Origin of the sequence: Chryseobacterium caseinilyticum, assembly GCF_014837145.1 — a bacterium.
Classification (GTDB): domain Bacteria; phylum Bacteroidota; class Bacteroidia; order Flavobacteriales; family Weeksellaceae; genus Chryseobacterium; species Chryseobacterium caseinilyticum.
This window is the reverse complement of sequence record NZ_JACYFS010000001.1, coordinates 680,009-699,822: the sequence shown is the minus strand read 5'-3', so window position 1 is coordinate 699,822 and position 19,814 is coordinate 680,009. Positions and strand designations below refer to the sequence as shown.

Below are 19,814 nucleotides of genomic sequence, written 5' to 3'. Positions count from 1 at the left end.
GTTAATTATTTTCTGTGATACGATTTATTCACTGTTTAATTTTTGATCTAAATTTTCTAAATATTGTGACCACGCACCCGTGCAGCCATCATAACACTCAAATTCTGGAATCAGTCCGTCATGCGTGAAAGTGATTTTGGTTTTGTCATTTTCTTTAGATATGCCGAAACTTATTTTTGTTCCTGTCCACTCGTCAGTTTCTTTCAAGAATGTCAGGTTGCTCTCAATTACTTTCCAAACTATTTTCTCGTTTAAAATCATTTCGTTTAATTTTTGAACCGAATTGTGAGCTCCATTTCCTGCACTGAAACTGAATTCATCATTTACATTCTCTGATTTTCCTGTAATGATTTCATTATGCAAACCGATCCACCAATTTTTTGGATTAATAAGAATTTTATAAACTTCCTCCGGAGATTTTGAAGTTGAGAATGAATAAGAAAAGTTTTGAGTTGACATATTTTTAATTTAATCTAAATTTAACAAAATGAGTTTAATTATATAAATTAAAATTTAATATAAAATCTTCAACGAATTTAAATATCCGTACACTATCTTGTACTATCCTGCCCAATCGATTTTTAATTCGAAAAATTATTATACTTTTAAAAAGTAGAAAGTTTCAGGTTTTAAACAGCAAATAAAATTGTTTAATGTAAACATTGTGCAAACGATTACTTTTCTGCAATGATTAAACAATAAAACAAATCAATGAACAACACCAATTCAGGAAACTCCATTTCTTCTTCCTCAATAAAGAGAAATTATGGTTTGCCGCTCATTCTGATCACAAGTTTGTTTTTCTTCTGGGGATTTATTCACAACCTCGATCCTATTCTGATCAAACATTTGCGAAGTGCATTTCAGTTAAATCATTTTCAGGCTTCTTTAGTGGATTCTGCAGTTTTTGCCGCCTACTTTTTACTCGCGATTCCTGCAGGAATGATTATTCAGAAATACGGTTACAAAACAGGAATTCTGGTGGGATTATTTTTCTTTGCAGCAGGATGCTTTCTGTTTGTTCCGGCGGCCAATACCGTGAGTTACCCGTTTTTTCTTGGAGCTTTATTCGTTCTGTCATGTGGTCTGGCCATTTTAGAGACTGCAGCCAATCCCTACATCACCATTTTAGGACCGCCTGAAAAAGCTACGCAGAGATTAAATTTTGCTCAGTCTTTCAACGGTTTGGCGGCTTCAATTGCTCCAATCGTTGGCGGAATTTTTATCTTGAGTGTAGAACCAAAATCGCAGGAAGAACTTGCGACGCTCAGTCAGGCAGCAAAATTAGCGTATATTCAGGCTGAAACTTCGCTGGTAAAGGGACCTTACATCATTTTAGGCTTAATTCTGTTATTGGTCATGTTTCTGTTTCTCTTTATTAAACTGCCTGATGTAACGGAAAGCGACGAGAAATCTACAAAAAACTACTTTCAGGTTTTAGGCGTGAAAAATGTGGGATGGGGAGTTCTAGCACAGTTTTTTTACATCGGTGCACAGATTTACATCTTCAGTTTCCTTTTGGTTTTTGCTGAAGACGCCATTGATATGAAAGGTCAGGAAGCTAAATATTATGCGGGTGTAGCAGGATTTTTATTTATGGTCGGCCGTTTTGCAGGAACCTTTTTGATGAAATATGTTTCGCCACAAAAACTTTTAAGAGTTTACAGTGTGATCAGCATTGCTCTTACGGTTTGGGTTATCTTCGGATCAGGAATTTCGACACTGTATGCTCTTGTTGGCTTGACGTTCTTCATGTCCATCATGTTCCCGACAATTTTTGCTTTGGGAATTGAAGGTGCAGGATCAGATACAAAACCTGCTTCAAGTTTACTGATTATGTCTATTGTAGGTGGTGCAATCATTCCACCTGTTGCGAGCAAGATTACAGATATTTCGGGAAACATCCATTTTTCTTATGCAGTTCCGCTTTTATGTTTTGTAATAGTTTTACTGTTTTCTTTAAGGTTCAGAAATATAAAGTCTTCATAAAAAATATCAATAATCTTGGTTAAGTGAAACGCCTTTGTGAAACTAAAAAACAGTAAGTATAAAAAAAACTTAGAGAACTTTGTGTTCGAAAAACCAACACAGCAGACATTCAATTTCACCTAAAAATGAGCAATTTAATTTTAAAAATCAATCCAAAAGACAACGTTTTAGTCGCACTTCAGGATATCCCTGCGGAAACTGAAATTGTATTTGAAGGAAATACATACACTACTTTGGAAGCCATCCCTGCCAAGCATAAATTTTTTATGAATGATATGAAACAGGGCGATGAAATTTTCATGTACGGTGTTTTGGTGGGGAAAGTTCAATATGATCTGGCATCAGGAACGAGAATGACGGTGGATAATACAAAGCATGCGGCTGATCCGTTTTACTATCGTGATGTAGATTATCAATGGACAAAACCTGATGTTTCCAGATTTTTGCATAAAACTTTTAAAGGATACCACCGTTCAAATGGCGATGTGGGAACGGCCAATTACTGGTTGTTTATCCCTACCGTTTTTTGTGAAAACCGAAATTTGGATATCATTAAAGAATCTCTGTATGACAGTTTGGGATATGCTATCGATGCAAAATACAAAGATTACACGCAACAACTGGTAGAAGCGATTTCCAAAGGAGATAATTTGGATGAGCTTGATTTTTCGCCCTCCAATATTCCTGCAAAGGAAAGAGTTTTTAAAAATGTAGACGGCATTAAATTTCTGAATCACACCGGCGGTTGCGGCGGAACAAGGCAGGATTCGGATTCCCTGAGCAAACTTTTGGCAGCTTACGCAGATCATCCCAATGTGGCAGGAGTAACTTTGTTGAGCCTTGGCTGTCAGCATCTTCAAATCGATAATTTCAAACGGGATTTGTATAACCGAAATCCTGATTTTGATAAACCTTTACTCGTTTTCGAACAGCAGAAAGCGGTCAGTGAAGAAACCATGATCAAAAATGCGATTTTTGAAACACTGAAAGGTCTTCAGGAAATTAATACAATCGAGCGTGAAGATGCACCGATCAGCAAACTCTGTGTTGGTGTGAAATGTGGCGGAAGCGATGGTTTCAGCGGCATTTCAGCGAATCCGGCTGTCGGACATCTCGCAGATATTCTCTCCGTTTTGGGAGCAAAAGTTTTGCTTGCCGAATTCCCTGAACTATGTGGAGCCGAACAGGAGTTAATCGACCGGGCTGTAGATCAGCCGACCGCAGAAAAATTCATCAGGCTGATGACAGAATATGATGAACTGGCACACGCTGTCGGCTCAGGATTTTACATGAATCCATCGCCCGGAAATATTAAAGACGGACTTATTACAGATGCCATCAAATCTGCAGGAGCGGCAAAAAAAGGTGGTTCCTCTCCTGTTGTAGATGTTTTAGATTATACTGAGCCAGCAACAAAACCGGGATTAAGTTTAGTCTGCACGCCTGGAAATGATGTGGAAGCAACCACGGGAAAAGCCGCTTCTGGAGCGACTTTGATCTTGTTTACTACAGGACTTGGAACACCGACTGGAAATCCTGTTTGTCCGGTGATCAAAGTGGCGACCAATACGGTTTTGGCTACAAAAATGTCGGATATTATTGATATTGATACCGGTGCAGTTGTTCGTGGCGAAAAAACCATTCAGGAAATGGGGGAAGATATTTTGGATTTCTGTATTGATGTGGCGAGCGGAAATATTATTCCAAAAGCGGTGGCATTGAATCAGGATGATTTTATTCCGTGGAAACGAGGGGTTAGCTTGTAAATTTTAAACGCAAAGATTTAATTTTAATATGAAAATTAGAGGAGCAAAGGGTTGCGACAAGTCGCTTAAGCTTGAAAATATTATATGGTAAATTATCTACAACAACACCTTCAGAATCTTAGCTAAGTGAAACGCCTTTGCGAACTTAAAAGCGGTTAGTAGTTAAGAAAATCTTTGCGACCTTTGCGTTAAAATAAATTACCAATAAAATTTAATATAAAATGTTTTCATTAAAAAATAAAAAAGCCGTTGTGACTGGCGGAGGAAGCGGAATTGGACAGGCAATTGCAGTTCAGTTGGCAGCCAATGGTGCCGAGGTTCATATTCTTGAAATTACAGAACAGAATGGGCAGGAAACTTTAGAAAAAATCAAATCAGCGGGAGGAAATGCGAAAGTTTATGCCTGTGATGTTTCAAAACAGAAAGATGTCTTAGAGGTTTTCGATCAGATTGGAGCGATCAATATTTTGGTCAACAATGCAGGAATTGCCCACATCGGAAAGGCAGACACGACTTCTGAAGATGATTTTGACAGAATTTATAACGTTAATATCAAAGGAGTTTACAACTGTCTTTTTGCTGCGATTCCACAGATCAGAAAATCCGGTGGCGGTGTGATTATCAATATGGCTTCCATTGCTGCACTAGTGGGAATTCCTGACCGTTTTGCGTACAGTACAGCAAAAGGTGCGGTAAAAGCAATGACCATGAGTGTTGCCAAAGATTATATCAGTGATAACATCCGTTGTAATTCGATCTCTCCAGCGAGAGTGCATACGCCTTTTGTGGATGGATTTTTACAAAAAAATTATCCTGATAATATTGAAGAAATGTTTGAGAAATTATCGAAAACGCAACCCATCGGAAGAATGGCTCAGCCTGAGGAAGTTGCCTCGTTGTCGCTTTATTTATGCAGTGATGAAGCATCATTTATTACTGGTGTAGATTATCCTATTGACGGTGGTTTTACTACTTTGAACAATTAAAATTTGTAAATTAAGCTAAACCTTTGATTCGGGCTACACTACCCTAGCCCCGATAGAAACGGCATCCTTTTTTGTCATTGCGGCTGCGAAACAGTTCAACTTTTTATTTCAATTGTCCGCAATGACAAAAAAGATATAGTGGATAGCGGGATTAGCTTCAAATAAAAAGATACCTTCTAAAAAAAAATAATATGAAATTAATAAAATTCGGAAAACCGGGACAGGAAAAACCGGGAGTCATTATTGATGATAAAAGATATGATGTTTCTCATCTGGTAAAAGATTATGATGAAAACTTCTTTTCCGGTGACGCTATTGAAAATTTAAAATCGGAAATAAACACACAGAATTTACTTGAAATTTCTGCCGATGAAAGACTGGGATCCCCTTTGGCGAGACCATCCAAGATCATCTGTGTAGGATTGAACTATAAAGATCACGCCGCAGAAACCAACGCTGCGATTCCGCAGGAACCGATTCTGTTTTTTAAGGCGACAACGGCAATTGTGGGTCCGAATGACGATCTGATTATTCCAAAAACCAGTACAAAAACCGACTGGGAAGTTGAGCTGGCCATCGTCATTGGAAAAAAAGCGAGCTATGTCTCTGAGGAAAATGCACTGGAACACGTTGCAGGTTATGTCCTGCACAACGATTACAGCGAAAGAGCCTTTCAGCTGGAAAGAAACGGACAGTGGGTAAAAGGAAAAAGCTGTGATACTTTTGCGCCGATCGGCCCTTTTATTGCGACGCCCGACGAGATTGAAGATGTTCACAATCTGCGTTTGTGGCTCAAGGTAAACGGAGAAATTTTGCAGGATGGAAATACTTCCAATCTGATTTTTGATGTGCCTTTCATTGTCAGCTACATCAGTCAGTTTATGACTTTGCTTCCCGGAGATATTATCAGTACGGGAACGCCTGCCGGTGTTGGTTTGGGACAAAAACCTGAGCCTTGGTATCTGAAACCTGGTGATGTGGTAGAACTGGGAATTGACGGTTTGGGAAGCAGTACCCAGAAAGTAAAAGCATACGACGAATGAAAAAATTCTGTCTAGCTCTCGACTTAATTGATGACACCGAAATGATTGCTGAATACGAAAATTATCATCAGAATATCTGGCCAGAAGTCAGACAAAGTATTTTGGATTCCGGAATTACAAATATGGAGATTTACCGTATCCAAAATCGGTTATTCATGATTATTGAAGCTGATGACAGTTTTTCTTTTGAGGCTAAAAATGATTTGGATCAAAACAATCCGAAAGTTCAGGAATGGGAAGAATTGATGTGGAAATTCCAGCAGCAGTTGCCTAAATCGAAAGAAGGAGAAAAGTGGCGGTTAATGGACAGAATTTTTTCGTTATAAATTAGATTTGAAATAGATGATTATAGATTCTCACGTACATTTTTGGAATTTTAATCCGGTGCGGGATGCCTGGATTACGGAAGAGATGACGGCAATTCGGAAAGATTTTCTGCCCGAAGATTATTCGTTGCTTTTAAAAGAGAATCAGGTTGATGGATGCGTTGCTGTTCAGGCTGACCAAAGTGATGAAGAAACTGCTTTTCTGTTGGATTTAGCTAAAAAACATCCAATGATTAAAGGAGTTGTCGGCTGGATTGATTTGGCTTCTGACAAACTTGAAGAGTCGCTTAAAAATTATCAGTCTGAAAAATTGATTAAAGGTTTCAGACACGTTGCAGAGGGAGAAGAGATCGGTTTTCTACTGCAGAAGACGATTCTAAAAGGAATCTCTACACTTCATCAGTATAATTATACTTTTGATATTTTGTTGAGACAGGATCAGCTTTCAGATGCGGTAAAACTATCGGAAAAACTGCCTGAGCAACCTTTCATTCTAGATCATTGCGGAAAACCGGATTTGAGAACCAACGAACTGAAAGACTGGAAAGAAAATATTTCAGAACTGACTCAAAACCCAAATGTATACTGCAAAATTTCGGGACTTTTAACTCAGGGAAACTGGAATTTGGCTGACGAAAAATCCATTTTTGAAATTTTTGATTTTGTCTTTTTGAAGTTTGGAATTAAACGTTTGGTTTTCGGAAGCGACTGGCCTGTGATGTTGCTGGGAGGAAAATATGCTTTGTGGCTGGAATTGATTTCAAAATATTTGGAACAATTTTCAAAAGAAGAACAGGAACAATTTTTTTCTGGAAATGCTGTGGAATTTTACAGACTGTGATTTTAAAGGCACAAAAGATTTTGACACATCAGTCACATTAGATTTAAGTTTAATGCTTTGAGAATATTTAGAGCACATAAGTTTAAAAATCAAAGATTTTTGTATGGGAATGTAAAAGCTTATGAATTGTTCTGTGCTGAGTGAAATTTAAGCCTTGACTTAATCAAACGCCCTTCCGAAAAGAAAAATTTATAAAACAATATTAAAAAAATCTTTACGCTTTTTGCGTTTAAAAAACATAATCCAAAATTATGAACCTACATCTAGACCATAAAGTAATCATCGTAAGTGGCGGTGCGAAGGGCATCGGAAATGCGATTGCGAAAATATTAGCTGAAGAAAAAGCATTGCCAATAATCATCGGAAGAAATGAAGGTGACAACAAAAAAACTGTTCAGGAGATCGTGGAAAATGGTGGAAAAGCCGACTTCGTGACCGCTGAACTTTCTCAACCTGAAGAATGCAAAAAAGCCATAGGTGAAGTCGTGAAAAAATATAGCAAAATCGATGGGATTGTGAATAATGCAGGTGTGAACGATGGTGTCGGTCTTGAAAATGGTTCCTATGAAGGTTTCATTTCATCATACCATAAAAACGTAGTGCATTATTATCTTTTGGTGCATCACGCACTTCCCTATCTGAAAGAAAGCAAAGGTTCCATTTTAAATATCGGGAGCAAGACTGCAGAAACCGGACAAGGCGGAACTTCTGGTTATGCCGCGGCAAATGGAGCCAGAAATGCACTGACAAGAGAATGGGCAGTTGAACTTTTGCCTTACAGCATCCGTGTGAATGCAATCATCGTTGCCGAAGCATGGACTCCACTTTACGAATCGTGGATTTCTACTTTTGAAAATCCTGATGAAAAACTGAAAAGTATTACATCAAAAATCCCTTTGGAAAACCGCATGACAACCTCAGAAGAAATTGCAAATGTGGCGGCATTTCTTTTATCGGAAAAATCTTCGCATACTACCGGTCAATTGATTCATGTGGATGGTGGTTATGTACATTTGGACAGGAGTCTGGGGTAAAATCGATACCTTTTTTTGGTCGATTTTAATCATTAGTTTAAAAATTTACAATTTATCTAAACAAAAATTTGAAAGTAAGAATTATAATCTTCAATAAAATTTTTTATTAACTTTGATAAAAATATGACCAATGAGTTCTAATACGTTACATATAATCAACCAAAAACTAAAAGATGAACCGGAGGAAATTCTCAAACAGGTTTTAGGATATTTGGATGGAATTATTGAAAATAAATCTGAAAAAAATTGGTTTGAACATAATATAAATTACCAATTAACTGATCAGCAGAAACGCGAATTGGATGCAATGGAAAATTTAACGGATGAAGATTTTATGCCTATTGAAGATTTATTTGCTGAAATGAAGGCAAAGTATGGTGTTTAAAATAATCACTACTTCCGAAGCTAATAGAGACATTGTAAATTCTTTCGAATATTACAAAAATGTCGCCGGTAAAAAAGTGGCAGATAGTTTTTTCAAGGATTTTAAATTTACAGTGGGCAAGCTAAAAAAAGTTTCTTACTATCAGAAAATCCATAATGATTTCCATCGGTTACCATTTAAAATTTTTCCGTTCATCATTATTTATAAGATTGAAAAAGAAAAACAAATCATCAGAATTTTCAGAGTTTTTCATACTTCACAAAATCCTGAAAAATATCCATAAAAAAAGCGGAAGAAAAAATCTTCCGCTTTTACTTTATCTCAATCCGAAAACTACATCGTCTCCATCTTAAAGCTCATACTTTCAATCACTTTCAGAATCGCTTCAACTGTATCCATTGATGTTAAACAAGGAACACCGTTTTCCACGCTCATTCTTCTGATCTGGAAACCGTCTCTTTCAGACTGTTTTCCTTTCGTCATCGTGTTGACAACGTACTGAACTTTTCCTTTCTGAATCAAATCGATTAGGTTTACACTTTCCTCTCCTATTTTGTATCCGATTTTGCAAGGAATGCCTTTTTCTTCGAAGAATTTTGCTGTACCCTCTGTTGCCCAGATTCTGAAACCAACTTCGTGGAATCTTGAAGCCAGATCAGCAGCTTCCTGCTTGTGCTTGTCAGCCACTGTGAACAATATTGAACCGTGCATCGGAACTTTTCTTCCTGCTGCAACCAGTCCTTTGTACAAAGCTTTTTCCAGGGTCGTGTCTTTCCCCATCACTTCTCCTGTAGACTTCATTTCTGGTCCTAAAGAGATATCAACCTTCGTTAGTTTTGAGAATGAGAACACAGGAACTTTTACGAAAACGCCTTCTTTATTCGGAACCAATCCGTTTTTGTAGCCTAAATCTTTCAGTTTCTGACCTAAAATCGCTTTCGTAGCAAGATTTGCCATCGGAACATCCGTAATTTTAGATAAGAAAGGAACTGTTCTTGACGAACGTGGATTCACTTCAATCACATACACATTTCCTTCAAAAAGAACGTACTGGATATTCATTAAACCAATCACATTCAATCCTTTAGCTAATCTTTGAGTATAATCAACCAAAGTATCAATTTCTGCCTGAGAAACATTTTGTGGCGGATACACTGCAATAGAGTCTCCGGAATGAACTCCCGCTCTTTCGATGTGTTCCATAATTCCAGGAATAATTACCGTTTCGCCGTCGCAAATTGCATCAACTTCCACTTCTCTTCCTGTGATATAACGGTCTACCAAAACCGGCTGATCCGGACTTGCATCTACCGCAAATTCCATATAATGTGCCAATTCTGCTTCCGTATAAACAATTTCCATCGCTCTACCTCCCAAAACGTAGCTCGGACGAACCAATACCGGATAACCAATTTCGTTGGCAATCACAATCGCTTCTTCTTTTGAAGTTGAAGTTTTTCCTAAAGGCTGTGGAATTCCCATTTCCTGAAGGGCTTTTTCGAACTTATCTCTGTTTTCAGCTCTATCCAGATCTTCCAGAGAAGTTCCTAAAATCTGAACGCCGTAAGCGGCTAATTTATCTGCTAAGTTGATGGCAGTCTGTCCACCGAACTGTACGACAACACCTTTTGGTTTTTCAAGGTCGATAATGCTCATCACATCCTCTTCCGTTAAAGGTTCGAAATATAATTTATCTGAAATCGAGAAGTCTGTAGAAACGGTTTCGGGATTATTGTTGATGATAATCGCTTCGTAACCCATTTCTTTGATCGCCCAAACCGAGTGAACGGTTGCGTAATCAAACTCAACACCCTGCCCGATTCTGATTGGTCCGGAACCTAAAACGATGATTTTTTCTTTATCAGTAACTACAGATTCGTTTTCCTCTTCATAAGTTCCGTAGAAATATGGAGTTTCAGATTCAAATTCAGCAGCACAGGTGTCTACCATTTTGTAAACCGGCACAATTCCGTTTTCTTTTCTGAAATTATAAACTTCTCTTTGCGTAGATTCCCATAAGTGAGCGATATTCTGATCTGAGAAACCTAATTTTTTAGATTCAATTAAAATTTCTTTATCGAATCTGTTAGCTGCAATTGTCTTTTCGAAATCAACTAATTTCTTTAATTTCCAGATAAAGAATTTATCAATTTTGCTCCACTCTACAATTTGCTCCCAGTCGTACCCTCTTCTTAAAGCGTCACAAATGATGAACAGTCTTTCGTCATCACAAACTCTGATTCTTCTTTCGATATCTTCGTCAGTTAAAGCTGCAGCCTGTTTTGTTTTTAAACCTAAATGTCTCAAACCTGTTTCCAGAGAACGTACCGCTTTCTGTAAAGACTCTTCGAAATTTCTTCCGATCGCCATTACTTCTCCAGTTGCTTTCATTTGAGTTGACAGTCTTCTGTCCGCAGTTTCAAATTTATCGAAAGGGAATCTTGGGAATTTAGTTACCACATAATCCAAAGCAGGCTCGAAACAAGCGTAAGTTTTTCCTGTAACTGGATTCATGATTTCATCTAAAGTCAATCCCACAGCAATTTTAGCAGCGATCTTAGCAATCGGATAACCAGTTGCTTTTGATGCTAATGCTGATGAACGGGAAACTCTTGGGTTTACTTCGATAATGTAGTAATCGAAAGAATGTGGGTCTAAAGCCAACTGCACGTTACATCCACCTTCAATTCCTAAAGCTCTGATGATTTTCAGTGAAGCGTTTCTCAGAAGCTGATACTCTCTGTCTGAAAGCGTCTGGGAAGGCGCCACAACAATCGAATCTCCTGTGTGAACTCCCACCGGATCTATGTTTTCCATGTTACAAACCACAATCGCGTTGTCGTTTGCATCACGCATTACTTCGTATTCAATTTCTTTGAAACCTGCGATTGATCTTTCAATCAGACACTGCGTCACCGGACTGTATTTCAATCCCAATTCGGCAATTTCTTTCAATTCAGCTTCGTTGGCAGCGATTCCACCACCGGTTCCACCCATTGTAAAGGCGGGACGAACGATCACCGGATAACCGATCTCGTCAGCAAAACGGAGCGCTCCTTCAACTGTTGTTACAATGTCAGATTCCGGAACCGGTTCGTTTAATTCTCTCATCAATTCACGGAACAGATCTCTGTCTTCCGCTCTGTTGATAGCAGAAAGTGTAGTTCCCAAAACTTCCACTTTGCATTCTTCAAGAATTCCTGATTTCTCCAGTTCTACGGCCATATTCAAACCTGTTTGTCCACCAAGAGTCGGTAAAAGTGCATCCGGACGCTCTTTTCTGATGATGTGACTTACAAACTGAAGTGAAATCGGCTCTATGTAAACCTTATCAGCAATTTCAACATCCGTCATAATCGTTGCAGGGTTTGAATTGATCAAAATCACCTTGTACCCTTCTTCTCTCAATGAAAGACAAGCCTGCGTTCCTGCGTAATCAAATTCCGCCGCCTGACCGATGATAATTGGGCCGGAACCGATTACTAAAATTGTTTTTATGTCGTTTCTTTTCATTTTTAAATTTTCCTTTTGTCGTTGTTGAACCCTTTCGGGTTCGGATGATGATTATTTCATCGTTTCCATAGGTTTCACCTACGGCTATTCATATTGAATCCTTCGGATTCTTTATTTCCAACTTTAATTTGCAGCGAATTGCCCGCAGCCCGACTTGAGTGGAGCTCTTTTTGTGAGGAGGAGATCCTTCGACAAGCTCAGGACATGCTTACAAAAAAGCGGGAACGGAAGGCGGATAAGCTGCCCAAATAATTAATCTCCTACTTTTTAAAATCCTCCATCATCGTGATGAAGTCATCAAATAAATAATTTGCATCTTCAGGACCCGGACTCGCTTCAGGGTGATACTGAACTGAGAAGCATGGATGAATCTTATGTCTCAAACCTTCGTTTGTTCTGTCATTCAATGCGATATGAGTCTCTATTAAATCTGTTTCTTTAAGGCTCTCCTGATCAACTGCGTAACCGTGATTCTGAGAAGTGATCGCTACTTTATTTTTTTCTAAATCCAAAACAGGGTGATTTCCACCTCTGTGTCCGAATTTTAATTTGAATGTTTTTGCACCGCAAGCCAGGCCAATCAACTGATGTCCAAGGCAAATCCCGAAAATTGGAACTTTACCAAGCAATCCGCGGATCATTTCTAAAGCTTTTTGGTTGTCTTCAGGATCTCCGGGACCGTTGGATAACATAATTCCATCCGGATCCATCAGCAAAATTTCTTCAGCTGTAGTATCATGAGAAACAACAATGATATCGCAGTTTCTTTGAGATAATTCTCTGATTATTCCTAATTTAGACCCAAAATCTACAAGCACTACTTTAAGTCCTCTTCCTGGATTGGCATAAGAAGTTTTTGTTGAAACCTGCTCTACTTGATTTGTTGGGAAAGTAGTTGATTTTAATTCTTCAACGGTCGTGTTTTCGTCTGCATCAGCATTCACGATTTTTCCTTTTACCACACCTGAATTACGGAGAATTCTAGTCAGTCTTCTGGTATCAATTCCTGAAATTCCTGAAAGATTTTTCTTTTTAAACAGCTCCTGTAAAGTAATCTGAGTTCTGAAATTAGAAGGCAAATCGCAAATTTCCTTTACAATAAGACCTTTAATTGCAGGCTCGATGCTTTCGTAGTCATCACGGTTGATCCCGTAATTTCCGATCAGCGGATACGTCATGCAAACAATCTGACTGCAGTATGACGGGTCAGAAATCAATTCCTGATATCCTGTCATTCCGGTATTGAAAACCACCTCTCCTGCTGTCTCCAAATCTGCTCCGAAACCTTCTCCATGAAATACTTCACCGGACTCCAGTATTAATTTTTTCTTCATTTTAACTTTTATCTTTATTTCTATTTATTTAAATTATCAGGTCACCCTTACAGGGCTGGATTTACATTTCTTCTGATTTCCCATGGGTTTCACCCATGGCTATTGACAGGTCGCCCTTTCAGGGCTTTTCTCAATGATAATTCTTTTTAAAATTCGCCTTAATGAGTTAATTTATCATAAAATTTCAAAAAGTAAATCACTTGGCTCTTTTTACTTTTACCTTTTTACTTAAAAGAGAAACCTTTCTCCTCCAAAGCATTTTTCAGAATCGCCATTCTTGCGAAAACACCGTTCTGCATTTGTTTGAAAATTCTTGAGCGTTCACATTCCACCAGATCGGTATCGATTTCTACGCCTCTATTGATCGGTGCGGGATGCATGATGATTGCTTCCTTTTTCATCGTTTTTTCTCTTGCTTTCGTCAGACCATATTTTTTATGATATTCCGAAGCTGAGAAACTCATTTTTGAATCGTGTCTTTCGTGCTGGATTCTCAGTAACATCAAAACATCCACATCGTGAATCATCTCATCTACAGAAAGATACGTACCGTTAATTAAAGCTCCTTCGTCAAACCACTGTTCAGGCCCTGAAAAATAAACTTTAGCGCCTAATCTTCTCAAAGCTTCTGCATTGGAGTTCGCAACACGGCTGTGTTTTACATCACCAACGATTCCTATTTTCAATCCTTCAAAAGTTCCGAATTCCTGATAAATAGTCAGCAAATCGAGCATGCACTGTGAAGGATGATTTCCCGTTCCGTCGCCACCGTTGATTACAGGAATGCTAATATTTTTTAATTCATCAAAATAACGGTCTTTCTTATCTCTGATCACGACAAGATTTACCCCAATACTTTCAATGGTCTTCACTGTATCATAAAAACTTTCACCTTTGTTGACAGAACTGTTGGATGCATCAAAAGGAACGACCTGCAAACCCAGTTTTCTTTCGGCAACATCGAAGCTCGTTTTCGTTCTTGTGCTGTCTTCAAAAAACAGATTTGAGCAGAACACTTCGCCTTCAATTTTGGCAGTTTTTCCGTTGGCAAAAGCTAAAGCTTCCGTCAGTATCTTATTGATTTTCTCTGTACTTAGTTCGGTAATCGTAAACATAAAATCTTAATTTTTGAACATAAAAAAAGCGAAGAAAATATCTTCGCTTAAAATAAATAAATATCGTAAAGGGCGTCTACGCCCGGTAATTCTAATGATATAAATACTGTGTTATTCATTAGGTGCAAAGATATAACATTTGGGTAACATGACAAAGTGAAACCTCAAAAAAATTAAAAAACTTCAATCGTTGGTTATTCTCATTTATTCTTAATATTTTTGTTAGAATTCAAATACAGTTTATGGACGCAAAAGACAGGATGATTCTCAGCATAATTCAGGAAGACTCTACCTTCTCGGTGAAAGAAATTTCAGAGAAAATAGGTTTAACCTTTACCCCAACTTACGAACGCATCAAACAGTTGGAGAAACAGGGGATTATTGAGAAATATGTAGGTCTTCTGAACCGTGAAAAACTCGGTTTAAATATTGTCGTTTACTGCAATGTCCGTCTGAAAGAACAATCTAAAAAAGTTCTGGAAACTTTCGAGAAAAACATAATGCAACATGATGAAGTTCAGGAGATCATCAGTCTTTCCGGCGAATATGATTATATGCTGAAAATCATTGCAAAAGATATTAATTCTTATAACGATTTTACAGTTAATGTGATTTCAAATATTCCCAGTATTGGGCAATATCACAGTTCTATCGTGCTCCATGAGGTGAAAAAGTCGACTAAGTTTAAGATTGATTTGGGCTAAATATTTAAAATTGAACCATTAAGATTATTGAAGAAGTTAAGTTTAATTAAGAAAATCTAACGATTTTTTAAGCACTGCTTTCATTATTCGCCTGCGAATCTTAACTATTCTTTACCCCTTAAATTACCTTAATGGCTTAATCAAACTATCAACCCAATAATTTATTTTTCAACTTATTAAACTGATATTCAATCTTATCTAAGCACAAATTTCCAATACTTCCCTGATGAGTATGATTTAAATTTTTAATTTCAAAATCAAACCCGTTATTTTCAATATCCTGCCCTACTTTTACATACGCATCACGGAATGAACTTCCTTTCTTCACTTCTTCATTGATTTTCTCTACGCTGAAAAGATATTGATACTTTTCATCTTCCAAAATCCCATCTTTCACCTGAATATTCGGTAAGGTATAATTTAAAATTTCCAGACATTCTTTCAAAGAATCAATGGCCGGGAAAAGAATTTCTTTCGTCAACTGCATATCTCTGTGGTAGCCTGACGGAAGATTATTCGTCAATAATATAAATTCACTCGGCAACGACTGAATTCTGTTGCAGCGCGCACGAACCAATTCAAAAATATCCGGATTTTTCTTGTGTGGCATAATACTGCTTCCCGTTGTAAATTCTTTTGGAAAACTTATAAAATCAAAATTCTGACTCAAATACAGGCAAACATCATAGGCAAATTTCCCCAACGTTCCCGCCAAAGTCGCCATTGCCATCGACAACATTTTCTCTGATTTTCCGCGCGTCATTTGAGCATACACGGAATTATAATTCATCGACTGAAAGCCTAAATTATACGTTGTACTCTCACGGTCGATCGGGAAAGACGAGCCATAACCGGCTGCCGAACCCAATGGATTTTTATTAATGATATTTTTAACTGAGAAAAGCATTTCTACATCATCTAATAACGATTCTGCATAAGCTCCAAACCACAATCCGAAAGAGGAAGGCATTGCAATCTGTAAATGGGTGTAGCCTGGAAGCAGAACATCTTTATGCTGATCTGCGAGTTTAATTAAGATTTGAAATAATTCATCTGTCAATGTTGTAATTTCACGAATTTCATCTAATAAATATAATTTTATATCTAATAAAACCTGGTCATTTCTAGATCTTGCCGTGTGAATTTTCTTTCCTGTATCGCCTAATTTTTCAATTAAGATAGATTCTACCTGCGAATGAATATCTTCCGCATTTTTATCAATTTCAAAAGTTCCGTTTTCGATGTCTTTTAAAATTTCCTCCAGAACAGTCAACATCTGCTTTGATTCTTCATTGGAAATAATTCCAACTTCTGCCAACATTTTGCAATGCGCCATTGAGCCTTTGACATCGTATTTTGCTAAGCGTTCATCAAAGTCAAGATCTTTCCCGACTGTAAATTTATTGACTAATATGTTGGTGGCGTTATCGTCTTTTTGCCATATTTTTTTCATAATTTTTTCTTTAAAACATTAATTTTCTTTTGTCTTGAAATCGAAGATTCGACGTAGTCAAACAAAAGAAACAATCCCGAAGCTTCGGGACAAGACTTGGAAACTCCGGCTAAAATTTTAAATTATTTCCTAAAATTTCCAAAACTCGGGCGGGAAGTATTATTTGAAATAATTAGCTTATTTTTTGCCGCTACTCAGACAGTGGAAATTTTTTAACGGAAATAATATAAAATTTCTTAACGCCTCCGTTTCCAAAGTCGTTATTTGCAGACTTCATTGACTTCAATCTTCCCTCTTCCAGCTTCCAGTCTATAAAACTTTTTCAAGTATCTTAATATAAATCTCAATTCCCTCCGCAATTTCTTCGATAAAAATAAATTCATCTGCAGTATGAGAGCGCCTGCTGTCACCGGGACCGAGCTTCACCGATGTACACGGAATAATTGCCTGATCGGATGACGTAGGTGAACCGTAAGTTGTCCTCCCGATTTCCAGACCTGCTTTTACAAATGGATGATCCTTATCGATTTTTGAGGAATTGAGCCTGAAAGATCTTGCCGTTAAAGTTGATTTCATCTGTGACTGTATGATTTCAAACGTTTCCTGATTAGAATATTCATCAGTAACTCTCACATCTAATGTGAATTGACATGATTCCGGAACTACGTTATGCTGCACGCCGGCATGAATTCCCGACAAAGTCACTTTAACTTCACCCAAATAATCTGAAACTTTTGGAAATTTGAAATTTAAAATCTGCTGTACATCCTCCATACATTTCACAATCGAGTTATCATCGTTCGGATGAGCGGCGTGAGAAGGAGTTCCTTTCATTTCACCATCAATCACCAACAATCCTTTTTCCGCAATGGCAAGATTCATCTGCGTGGGTTCTCCTACAATGGCAAGTTCGATACTCGGAAGCTGCGGAAATAAAGCCTCAATTCCGTCAAATCCCGAAATCTCCTCCTCCGCTGTCAGAGCAATCACTAAATTATATTTTAAATTCTCTTTATCGAAAAAATGTAGAAATACCTGCGCCATCGAAACCAAGGAAGCACCGGCATCATTGCTTCCCAATCCATACAGTTTTCCTTCCTTTTCAACCGCTAAAAAAGGATCCAAAGTGTAAGCTTTATTTGGTTTTACCGTGTCATGATGGGTATTCAGCAAAATTGACGGCTTGAAAACATCGAAATTTTTATTCACCGCCCAAATGTTGTTTTTAAAACGTTTTGTAGGAATATTGTTCTTTTTAAAAAAGTTTTCAATTTCCACCGACGTATTATATTCATCTTTGCTGAATGACGGAATTTCAATCAGTTTTTTCAACAAATCCACTGCGTTATTCAGTAATTCTTTTTTACTATAAACAGATTTCAGTTCCTGCATGATGGTTTTCTATGTGGTTTTTTAGTTCGGTTTCCTTAATTAAGAATACCTTATTTACATTATTTTTTATCGCTCCGAGAGCATTTTCCAGTTTCGGTAGAATTCCTTTGTGAAGTCTTCCTTCATTTTTTAAAACAGTAAATTCTCCTTCTGAAATATTTTTAATGACAGATTCAGGATTTTCGACATCTTCCAAAACCCCTGATTTATCAAAACAATACAACAATTCAACATCATATTTTGAAGACAACGCCTGAGCAATTACCGAGGCAATCGTATCTGCATTGGTATTGAAAAGATTTCCTTTTTTATCGTGAGTGATTGCTGAAAATACCGGAATTAGTTTAAGCTTAATCAATTTTGAGATTAATTTCCTGTTTACACTTTTCTTCTCAATATCACCTACAAATCCGAAATCTATTTCTGCATGTTCTCTTTTTTTAGCTTTAATTAAATTGGCATCAGCGCCTGAAAATCCTATCGCCTTACATTTTTTCTGCTGAAGTTTTGCCACAATATTTTTATTGATTCCACCCGCATACACCATCGCCACAATATCTAAAGTTTCTTTATCTGTGATTCTTCGTCCATTGATCATTTTCTGTTCAACACCAAGTTTATCAGCCAATGTGGTTGCTAATTTTCCGCCACCGTGAACTAAAATTTTCTTTGCTTTAATTTCAGAGAACTGTTCCAGAAATTTGTTCAATAATTCTTCATCATCGATTAATGCTCCGCCGATTTTTATGATGTATAGTTTTTCTTTCATTATTAAATTCATTTACATAGGATTGCATCCTATTCTGGATTATGTCGTCCCTTTGGGACTTTGATTGAACTTAATTAAGATGATTTAAAACCTAACGGGTTTCGAAAACCCGTTAGGTTTTATTTTACTTAGAATTCAATCCATCCAAAATTTCAGAGAACACAGCCTGTGCAGAGAAAATTCGGTTTTTCGCCTGTTGGTAAATGATGGAATTTTTACCATCCATTACTTCGTCGCTCAATTCTACATTACGACGAACCGGAAGACAGTGCATCACTTTTCCCCGATTGGTATTGGCTAATTTTTTATTCGTCAGCATCCAGTTTTCTTTGACTTCAGGCATTGCCGCGTAATCATCAAAAGACGACCAGTTTTTCACATAAATAAAATCAGCATCTTTTAACGCTTCGTATTGATTATGAACCACTTTTACATCTTTCGTGAAGTTTATATCTAAATCATAGCCTTCAGGATTTGCGATTACCAACTCAACATCCATTTCCTGCATCCATTCTGCAAAAGAATTTCCTACCGCATGAGCAATCGGTTTGATGTGAGGCGCCCAAGTGAGCACTACTTTTGGTTTATGTTCTTTTTTCCAGTTTTCAGTAATTGTAATGCAATCCGCCAAACTCTGCAGAGGGTGACGAGTTGCAGATTCCAATGAAATAACCGGAACTTTTGCATGTTGTTCGAACTGGCTTAAAATGCTTTCGTTAACATCATCTTCCTTACTTTTCATTCCTGCAAAACAACGAACTGCGATAATGTCACAATATTGATTTAACACTTCAATGGCATCTTTGATATGTTCAACAGTATCGCCGTTCATGATCGCTCCGTCCCCGAATTCCAGATTCCATGCTTCCTGAGCGGCATTTAATGTCAGAACATTTAAACCTAAATTTTGTGCTGCTATCTGGCTGCTTAAACGGGTTCTCAAACTTGAATTTAAAAATACCAGTCCGATTGTTTTTCCTTTTCCTTTCTCGGTTTCCAAAAGAGGATTTTCTTTTATTTGTAACGCTTTTTTTATAATTTTCTGTAAGTTTTCAACGTCGCTTACTGAGGTGAATTTTTTCATTTTGAATTGGTTGTTTTACCACAAAAGTCACAAAAGATTATTCCAAAATTTTAAAGTTTAATAGTTTGAAAATATAAGTT

The 19,814-nt window shown here is 37.4% G+C and carries 18 protein-coding genes; 10 read left to right on the top strand and 8 right to left on the bottom strand.

Annotated elements, in window-relative coordinates; all coding sequences use genetic code 11:
- Positions 1-24: 24 nt before the first annotated feature.
- Positions 25-459, bottom strand: coding sequence for an SRPBCC family protein (locus IC610_RS03320; RefSeq protein ID WP_191735227.1), 435 nt, complete (start codon positions 457-459; stop codon positions 25-27).
- A 252-nt stretch (positions 460-711) separates the two neighbouring features.
- Between IC610_RS03320 and fucP the strand changes: the two genes are divergently transcribed.
- The 9 genes from fucP (at position 712) to IC610_RS03275 (ending at position 8,653) form a co-directional block, all read left to right on the top strand.
- Entirely contained in the window at positions 712-1,989 is a 1,278-nt protein-coding gene (gene fucP, locus IC610_RS03315) for an L-fucose:H+ symporter permease (RefSeq protein WP_191735226.1), read from the top strand.
- Between the two features lie 125 nt (positions 1,990-2,114).
- The gene (locus IC610_RS03310; protein WP_191735225.1) at positions 2,115-3,755 is read left to right on the top strand and encodes a UxaA family hydrolase; all 1,641 of its coding nucleotides are present in this window, start codon (positions 2,115-2,117) and stop codon (positions 3,753-3,755) included.
- A 221-nt stretch (positions 3,756-3,976) separates the two neighbouring features.
- A complete protein-coding gene (locus IC610_RS03305) occupies positions 3,977-4,741 on the top strand; it encodes an SDR family NAD(P)-dependent oxidoreductase (protein WP_191735224.1) in 765 nt (254 codons plus the stop codon).
- A gap of 191 nt (positions 4,742-4,932) precedes the next feature.
- Positions 4,933-5,784 carry a fumarylacetoacetate hydrolase family protein gene (locus tag IC610_RS03300; RefSeq protein ID WP_191735223.1) on the top strand — a complete coding sequence of 284 codons (852 nt, stop codon included), beginning with the start codon at positions 4,933-4,935 and terminating at the stop codon, positions 5,782-5,784.
- Positions 5,781-6,110 (top strand): L-rhamnose mutarotase, encoded by a 330-nt coding sequence (locus tag IC610_RS03295; RefSeq protein WP_191735222.1) that lies wholly within the window; start codon positions 5,781-5,783, stop codon positions 6,108-6,110. The genes IC610_RS03300 and IC610_RS03295 overlap by 4 nt, the downstream gene beginning before the upstream one ends.
- Positions 6,111-6,126: 16 nt before the next feature.
- On the top strand, positions 6,127-6,951 hold the full coding sequence (locus IC610_RS03290; protein ID WP_191735221.1) for an amidohydrolase family protein: 825 nt from the start codon (positions 6,127-6,129) through the stop codon (positions 6,949-6,951).
- Between the two features lie 251 nt (positions 6,952-7,202).
- Positions 7,203-7,985, top strand: coding sequence for an L-fucose dehydrogenase (locus tag IC610_RS03285; RefSeq protein WP_191735220.1), 783 nt, complete (start codon positions 7,203-7,205; stop codon positions 7,983-7,985).
- A gap of 130 nt (positions 7,986-8,115) precedes the next feature.
- Positions 8,116-8,370, top strand: a complete 255-nt coding sequence (locus IC610_RS03280; RefSeq protein ID WP_191735219.1) for a hypothetical protein — start codon at positions 8,116-8,118, stop codon at positions 8,368-8,370.
- Positions 8,360-8,653 carry a type II toxin-antitoxin system RelE/ParE family toxin gene (locus IC610_RS03275; protein WP_191735218.1) on the top strand — a complete coding sequence of 98 codons (294 nt, stop codon included), beginning with the start codon at positions 8,360-8,362 and terminating at the stop codon, positions 8,651-8,653. The genes IC610_RS03280 and IC610_RS03275 overlap by 11 nt, the downstream gene beginning before the upstream one ends.
- 50 nt (positions 8,654-8,703) lie before the next feature.
- Here the strand turns inward: IC610_RS03275 and carB are convergent, their stop codons facing one another.
- The 3 genes from carB to IC610_RS03260 form a co-directional block, all read right to left on the bottom strand.
- Positions 8,704-11,883 (bottom strand): carbamoyl-phosphate synthase large subunit, encoded by a 3,180-nt coding sequence (carB, locus tag IC610_RS03270; RefSeq protein ID WP_191735217.1) that lies wholly within the window; start codon positions 11,881-11,883, stop codon positions 8,704-8,706.
- Positions 11,884-12,143: 260 nt separating this feature from the next.
- The gene (locus tag IC610_RS03265; RefSeq protein ID WP_191735216.1) at positions 12,144-13,217 is read right to left on the bottom strand and encodes a carbamoyl phosphate synthase small subunit; all 1,074 of its coding nucleotides are present in this window, start codon (positions 13,215-13,217) and stop codon (positions 12,144-12,146) included.
- 224 nt (positions 13,218-13,441) lie between these two features.
- Positions 13,442-14,332 carry an aspartate carbamoyltransferase catalytic subunit gene (locus tag IC610_RS03260; RefSeq protein WP_191735215.1) on the bottom strand — a complete coding sequence of 297 codons (891 nt, stop codon included), beginning with the start codon at positions 14,330-14,332 and terminating at the stop codon, positions 13,442-13,444.
- Positions 14,333-14,574: 242 nt separating this feature from the next.
- On the opposite strand from IC610_RS03260, the gene IC610_RS03255 reads away from it, so the two are divergent.
- Positions 14,575-15,036, top strand: a complete 462-nt coding sequence (locus tag IC610_RS03255; RefSeq protein WP_047442942.1) for an Lrp/AsnC family transcriptional regulator — start codon at positions 14,575-14,577, stop codon at positions 15,034-15,036.
- Between the two features lie 148 nt (positions 15,037-15,184).
- Here IC610_RS03255 and argH read toward each other — a convergent pair whose 3' ends face one another.
- The 4 genes from argH to IC610_RS03235 form a co-directional block, all read right to left on the bottom strand.
- Entirely contained in the window at positions 15,185-16,489 is a 1,305-nt protein-coding gene (gene argH / locus IC610_RS03250) for an argininosuccinate lyase (protein ID WP_191735214.1), read from the bottom strand.
- Positions 16,490-16,798: 309 nt separating this feature from the next.
- A complete protein-coding gene (locus IC610_RS03245; RefSeq protein ID WP_191735213.1) occupies positions 16,799-17,881 on the bottom strand; it encodes a M20 family metallo-hydrolase in 1,083 nt (360 codons plus the stop codon).
- Positions 17,856-18,650, bottom strand: a complete 795-nt coding sequence (argB, locus tag IC610_RS03240; protein ID WP_191735212.1) for an acetylglutamate kinase — start codon at positions 18,648-18,650, stop codon at positions 17,856-17,858. Before argB ends, IC610_RS03245 begins: the two co-directional genes overlap by 26 nt.
- Before the next feature lie 124 nt (positions 18,651-18,774).
- Positions 18,775-19,734: a Rossmann-fold NAD(P)-binding domain-containing protein gene (locus IC610_RS03235; protein WP_191735211.1), complete on the bottom strand. Its 960-nt coding sequence runs from the start codon at positions 19,732-19,734 to the stop codon at positions 18,775-18,777.
- Positions 19,735-19,814 lie beyond the last annotated feature (80 nt).

What these genes read in the sequence shown, in the direction of transcription:
- IC610_RS03280 (WP_191735219.1), top strand. Translation starts at nt 8,116, where the DNA reads ATGAGTTCTAATACGTTACATATAATCAACCAAAAACTAAAAGATGAA.
- IC610_RS03285 (WP_191735220.1), top strand. Translation starts at nt 7,203, where the DNA reads ATGAACCTACATCTAGACCATAAAGTAATCATCGTAAGTGGCGGTGCG.
- IC610_RS03320 (WP_191735227.1), bottom strand. Translation starts at nt 459, where the DNA reads ATGTCAACTCAAAACTTTTCTTATTCATTCTCAACTTCAAAATCTCCG.
- carB (WP_191735217.1), bottom strand. Translation starts at nt 11,883, where the DNA reads ATGAAAAGAAACGACATAAAAACAATTTTAGTAATCGGTTCCGGCCCA.
- argB (WP_191735212.1), bottom strand. Translation starts at nt 18,650, where the DNA reads ATGAAAGAAAAACTATACATCATAAAAATCGGCGGAGCATTAATCGAT.
- IC610_RS03245 (WP_191735213.1), bottom strand. Translation starts at nt 17,881, where the DNA reads ATGCAGGAACTGAAATCTGTTTATAGTAAAAAAGAATTACTGAATAAC.
- IC610_RS03290 (WP_191735221.1), top strand. Translation starts at nt 6,127, where the DNA reads ATGATTATAGATTCTCACGTACATTTTTGGAATTTTAATCCGGTGCGG.
- IC610_RS03275 (WP_191735218.1), top strand. Translation starts at nt 8,360, where the DNA reads ATGGTGTTTAAAATAATCACTACTTCCGAAGCTAATAGAGACATTGTA.
- IC610_RS03305 (WP_191735224.1), top strand. Translation starts at nt 3,977, where the DNA reads ATGTTTTCATTAAAAAATAAAAAAGCCGTTGTGACTGGCGGAGGAAGC.
- IC610_RS03260 (WP_191735215.1), bottom strand. Translation starts at nt 14,332, where the DNA reads ATGTTTACGATTACCGAACTAAGTACAGAGAAAATCAATAAGATACTG.
- IC610_RS03255 (WP_047442942.1), top strand. Translation starts at nt 14,575, where the DNA reads ATGGACGCAAAAGACAGGATGATTCTCAGCATAATTCAGGAAGACTCT.
- IC610_RS03310 (WP_191735225.1), top strand. Translation starts at nt 2,115, where the DNA reads ATGAGCAATTTAATTTTAAAAATCAATCCAAAAGACAACGTTTTAGTC.
- IC610_RS03300 (WP_191735223.1), top strand. Translation starts at nt 4,933, where the DNA reads ATGAAATTAATAAAATTCGGAAAACCGGGACAGGAAAAACCGGGAGTC.
- IC610_RS03295 (WP_191735222.1), top strand. Translation starts at nt 5,781, where the DNA reads ATGAAAAAATTCTGTCTAGCTCTCGACTTAATTGATGACACCGAAATG.
- IC610_RS03265 (WP_191735216.1), bottom strand. Translation starts at nt 13,217, where the DNA reads ATGAAGAAAAAATTAATACTGGAGTCCGGTGAAGTATTTCATGGAGAA.
- fucP (WP_191735226.1), top strand. Translation starts at nt 712, where the DNA reads ATGAACAACACCAATTCAGGAAACTCCATTTCTTCTTCCTCAATAAAG.
- argH (WP_191735214.1), bottom strand. Translation starts at nt 16,489, where the DNA reads ATGAAAAAAATATGGCAAAAAGACGATAACGCCACCAACATATTAGTC.
- IC610_RS03235 (WP_191735211.1), bottom strand. Translation starts at nt 19,734, where the DNA reads ATGAAAAAATTCACCTCAGTAAGCGACGTTGAAAACTTACAGAAAATT.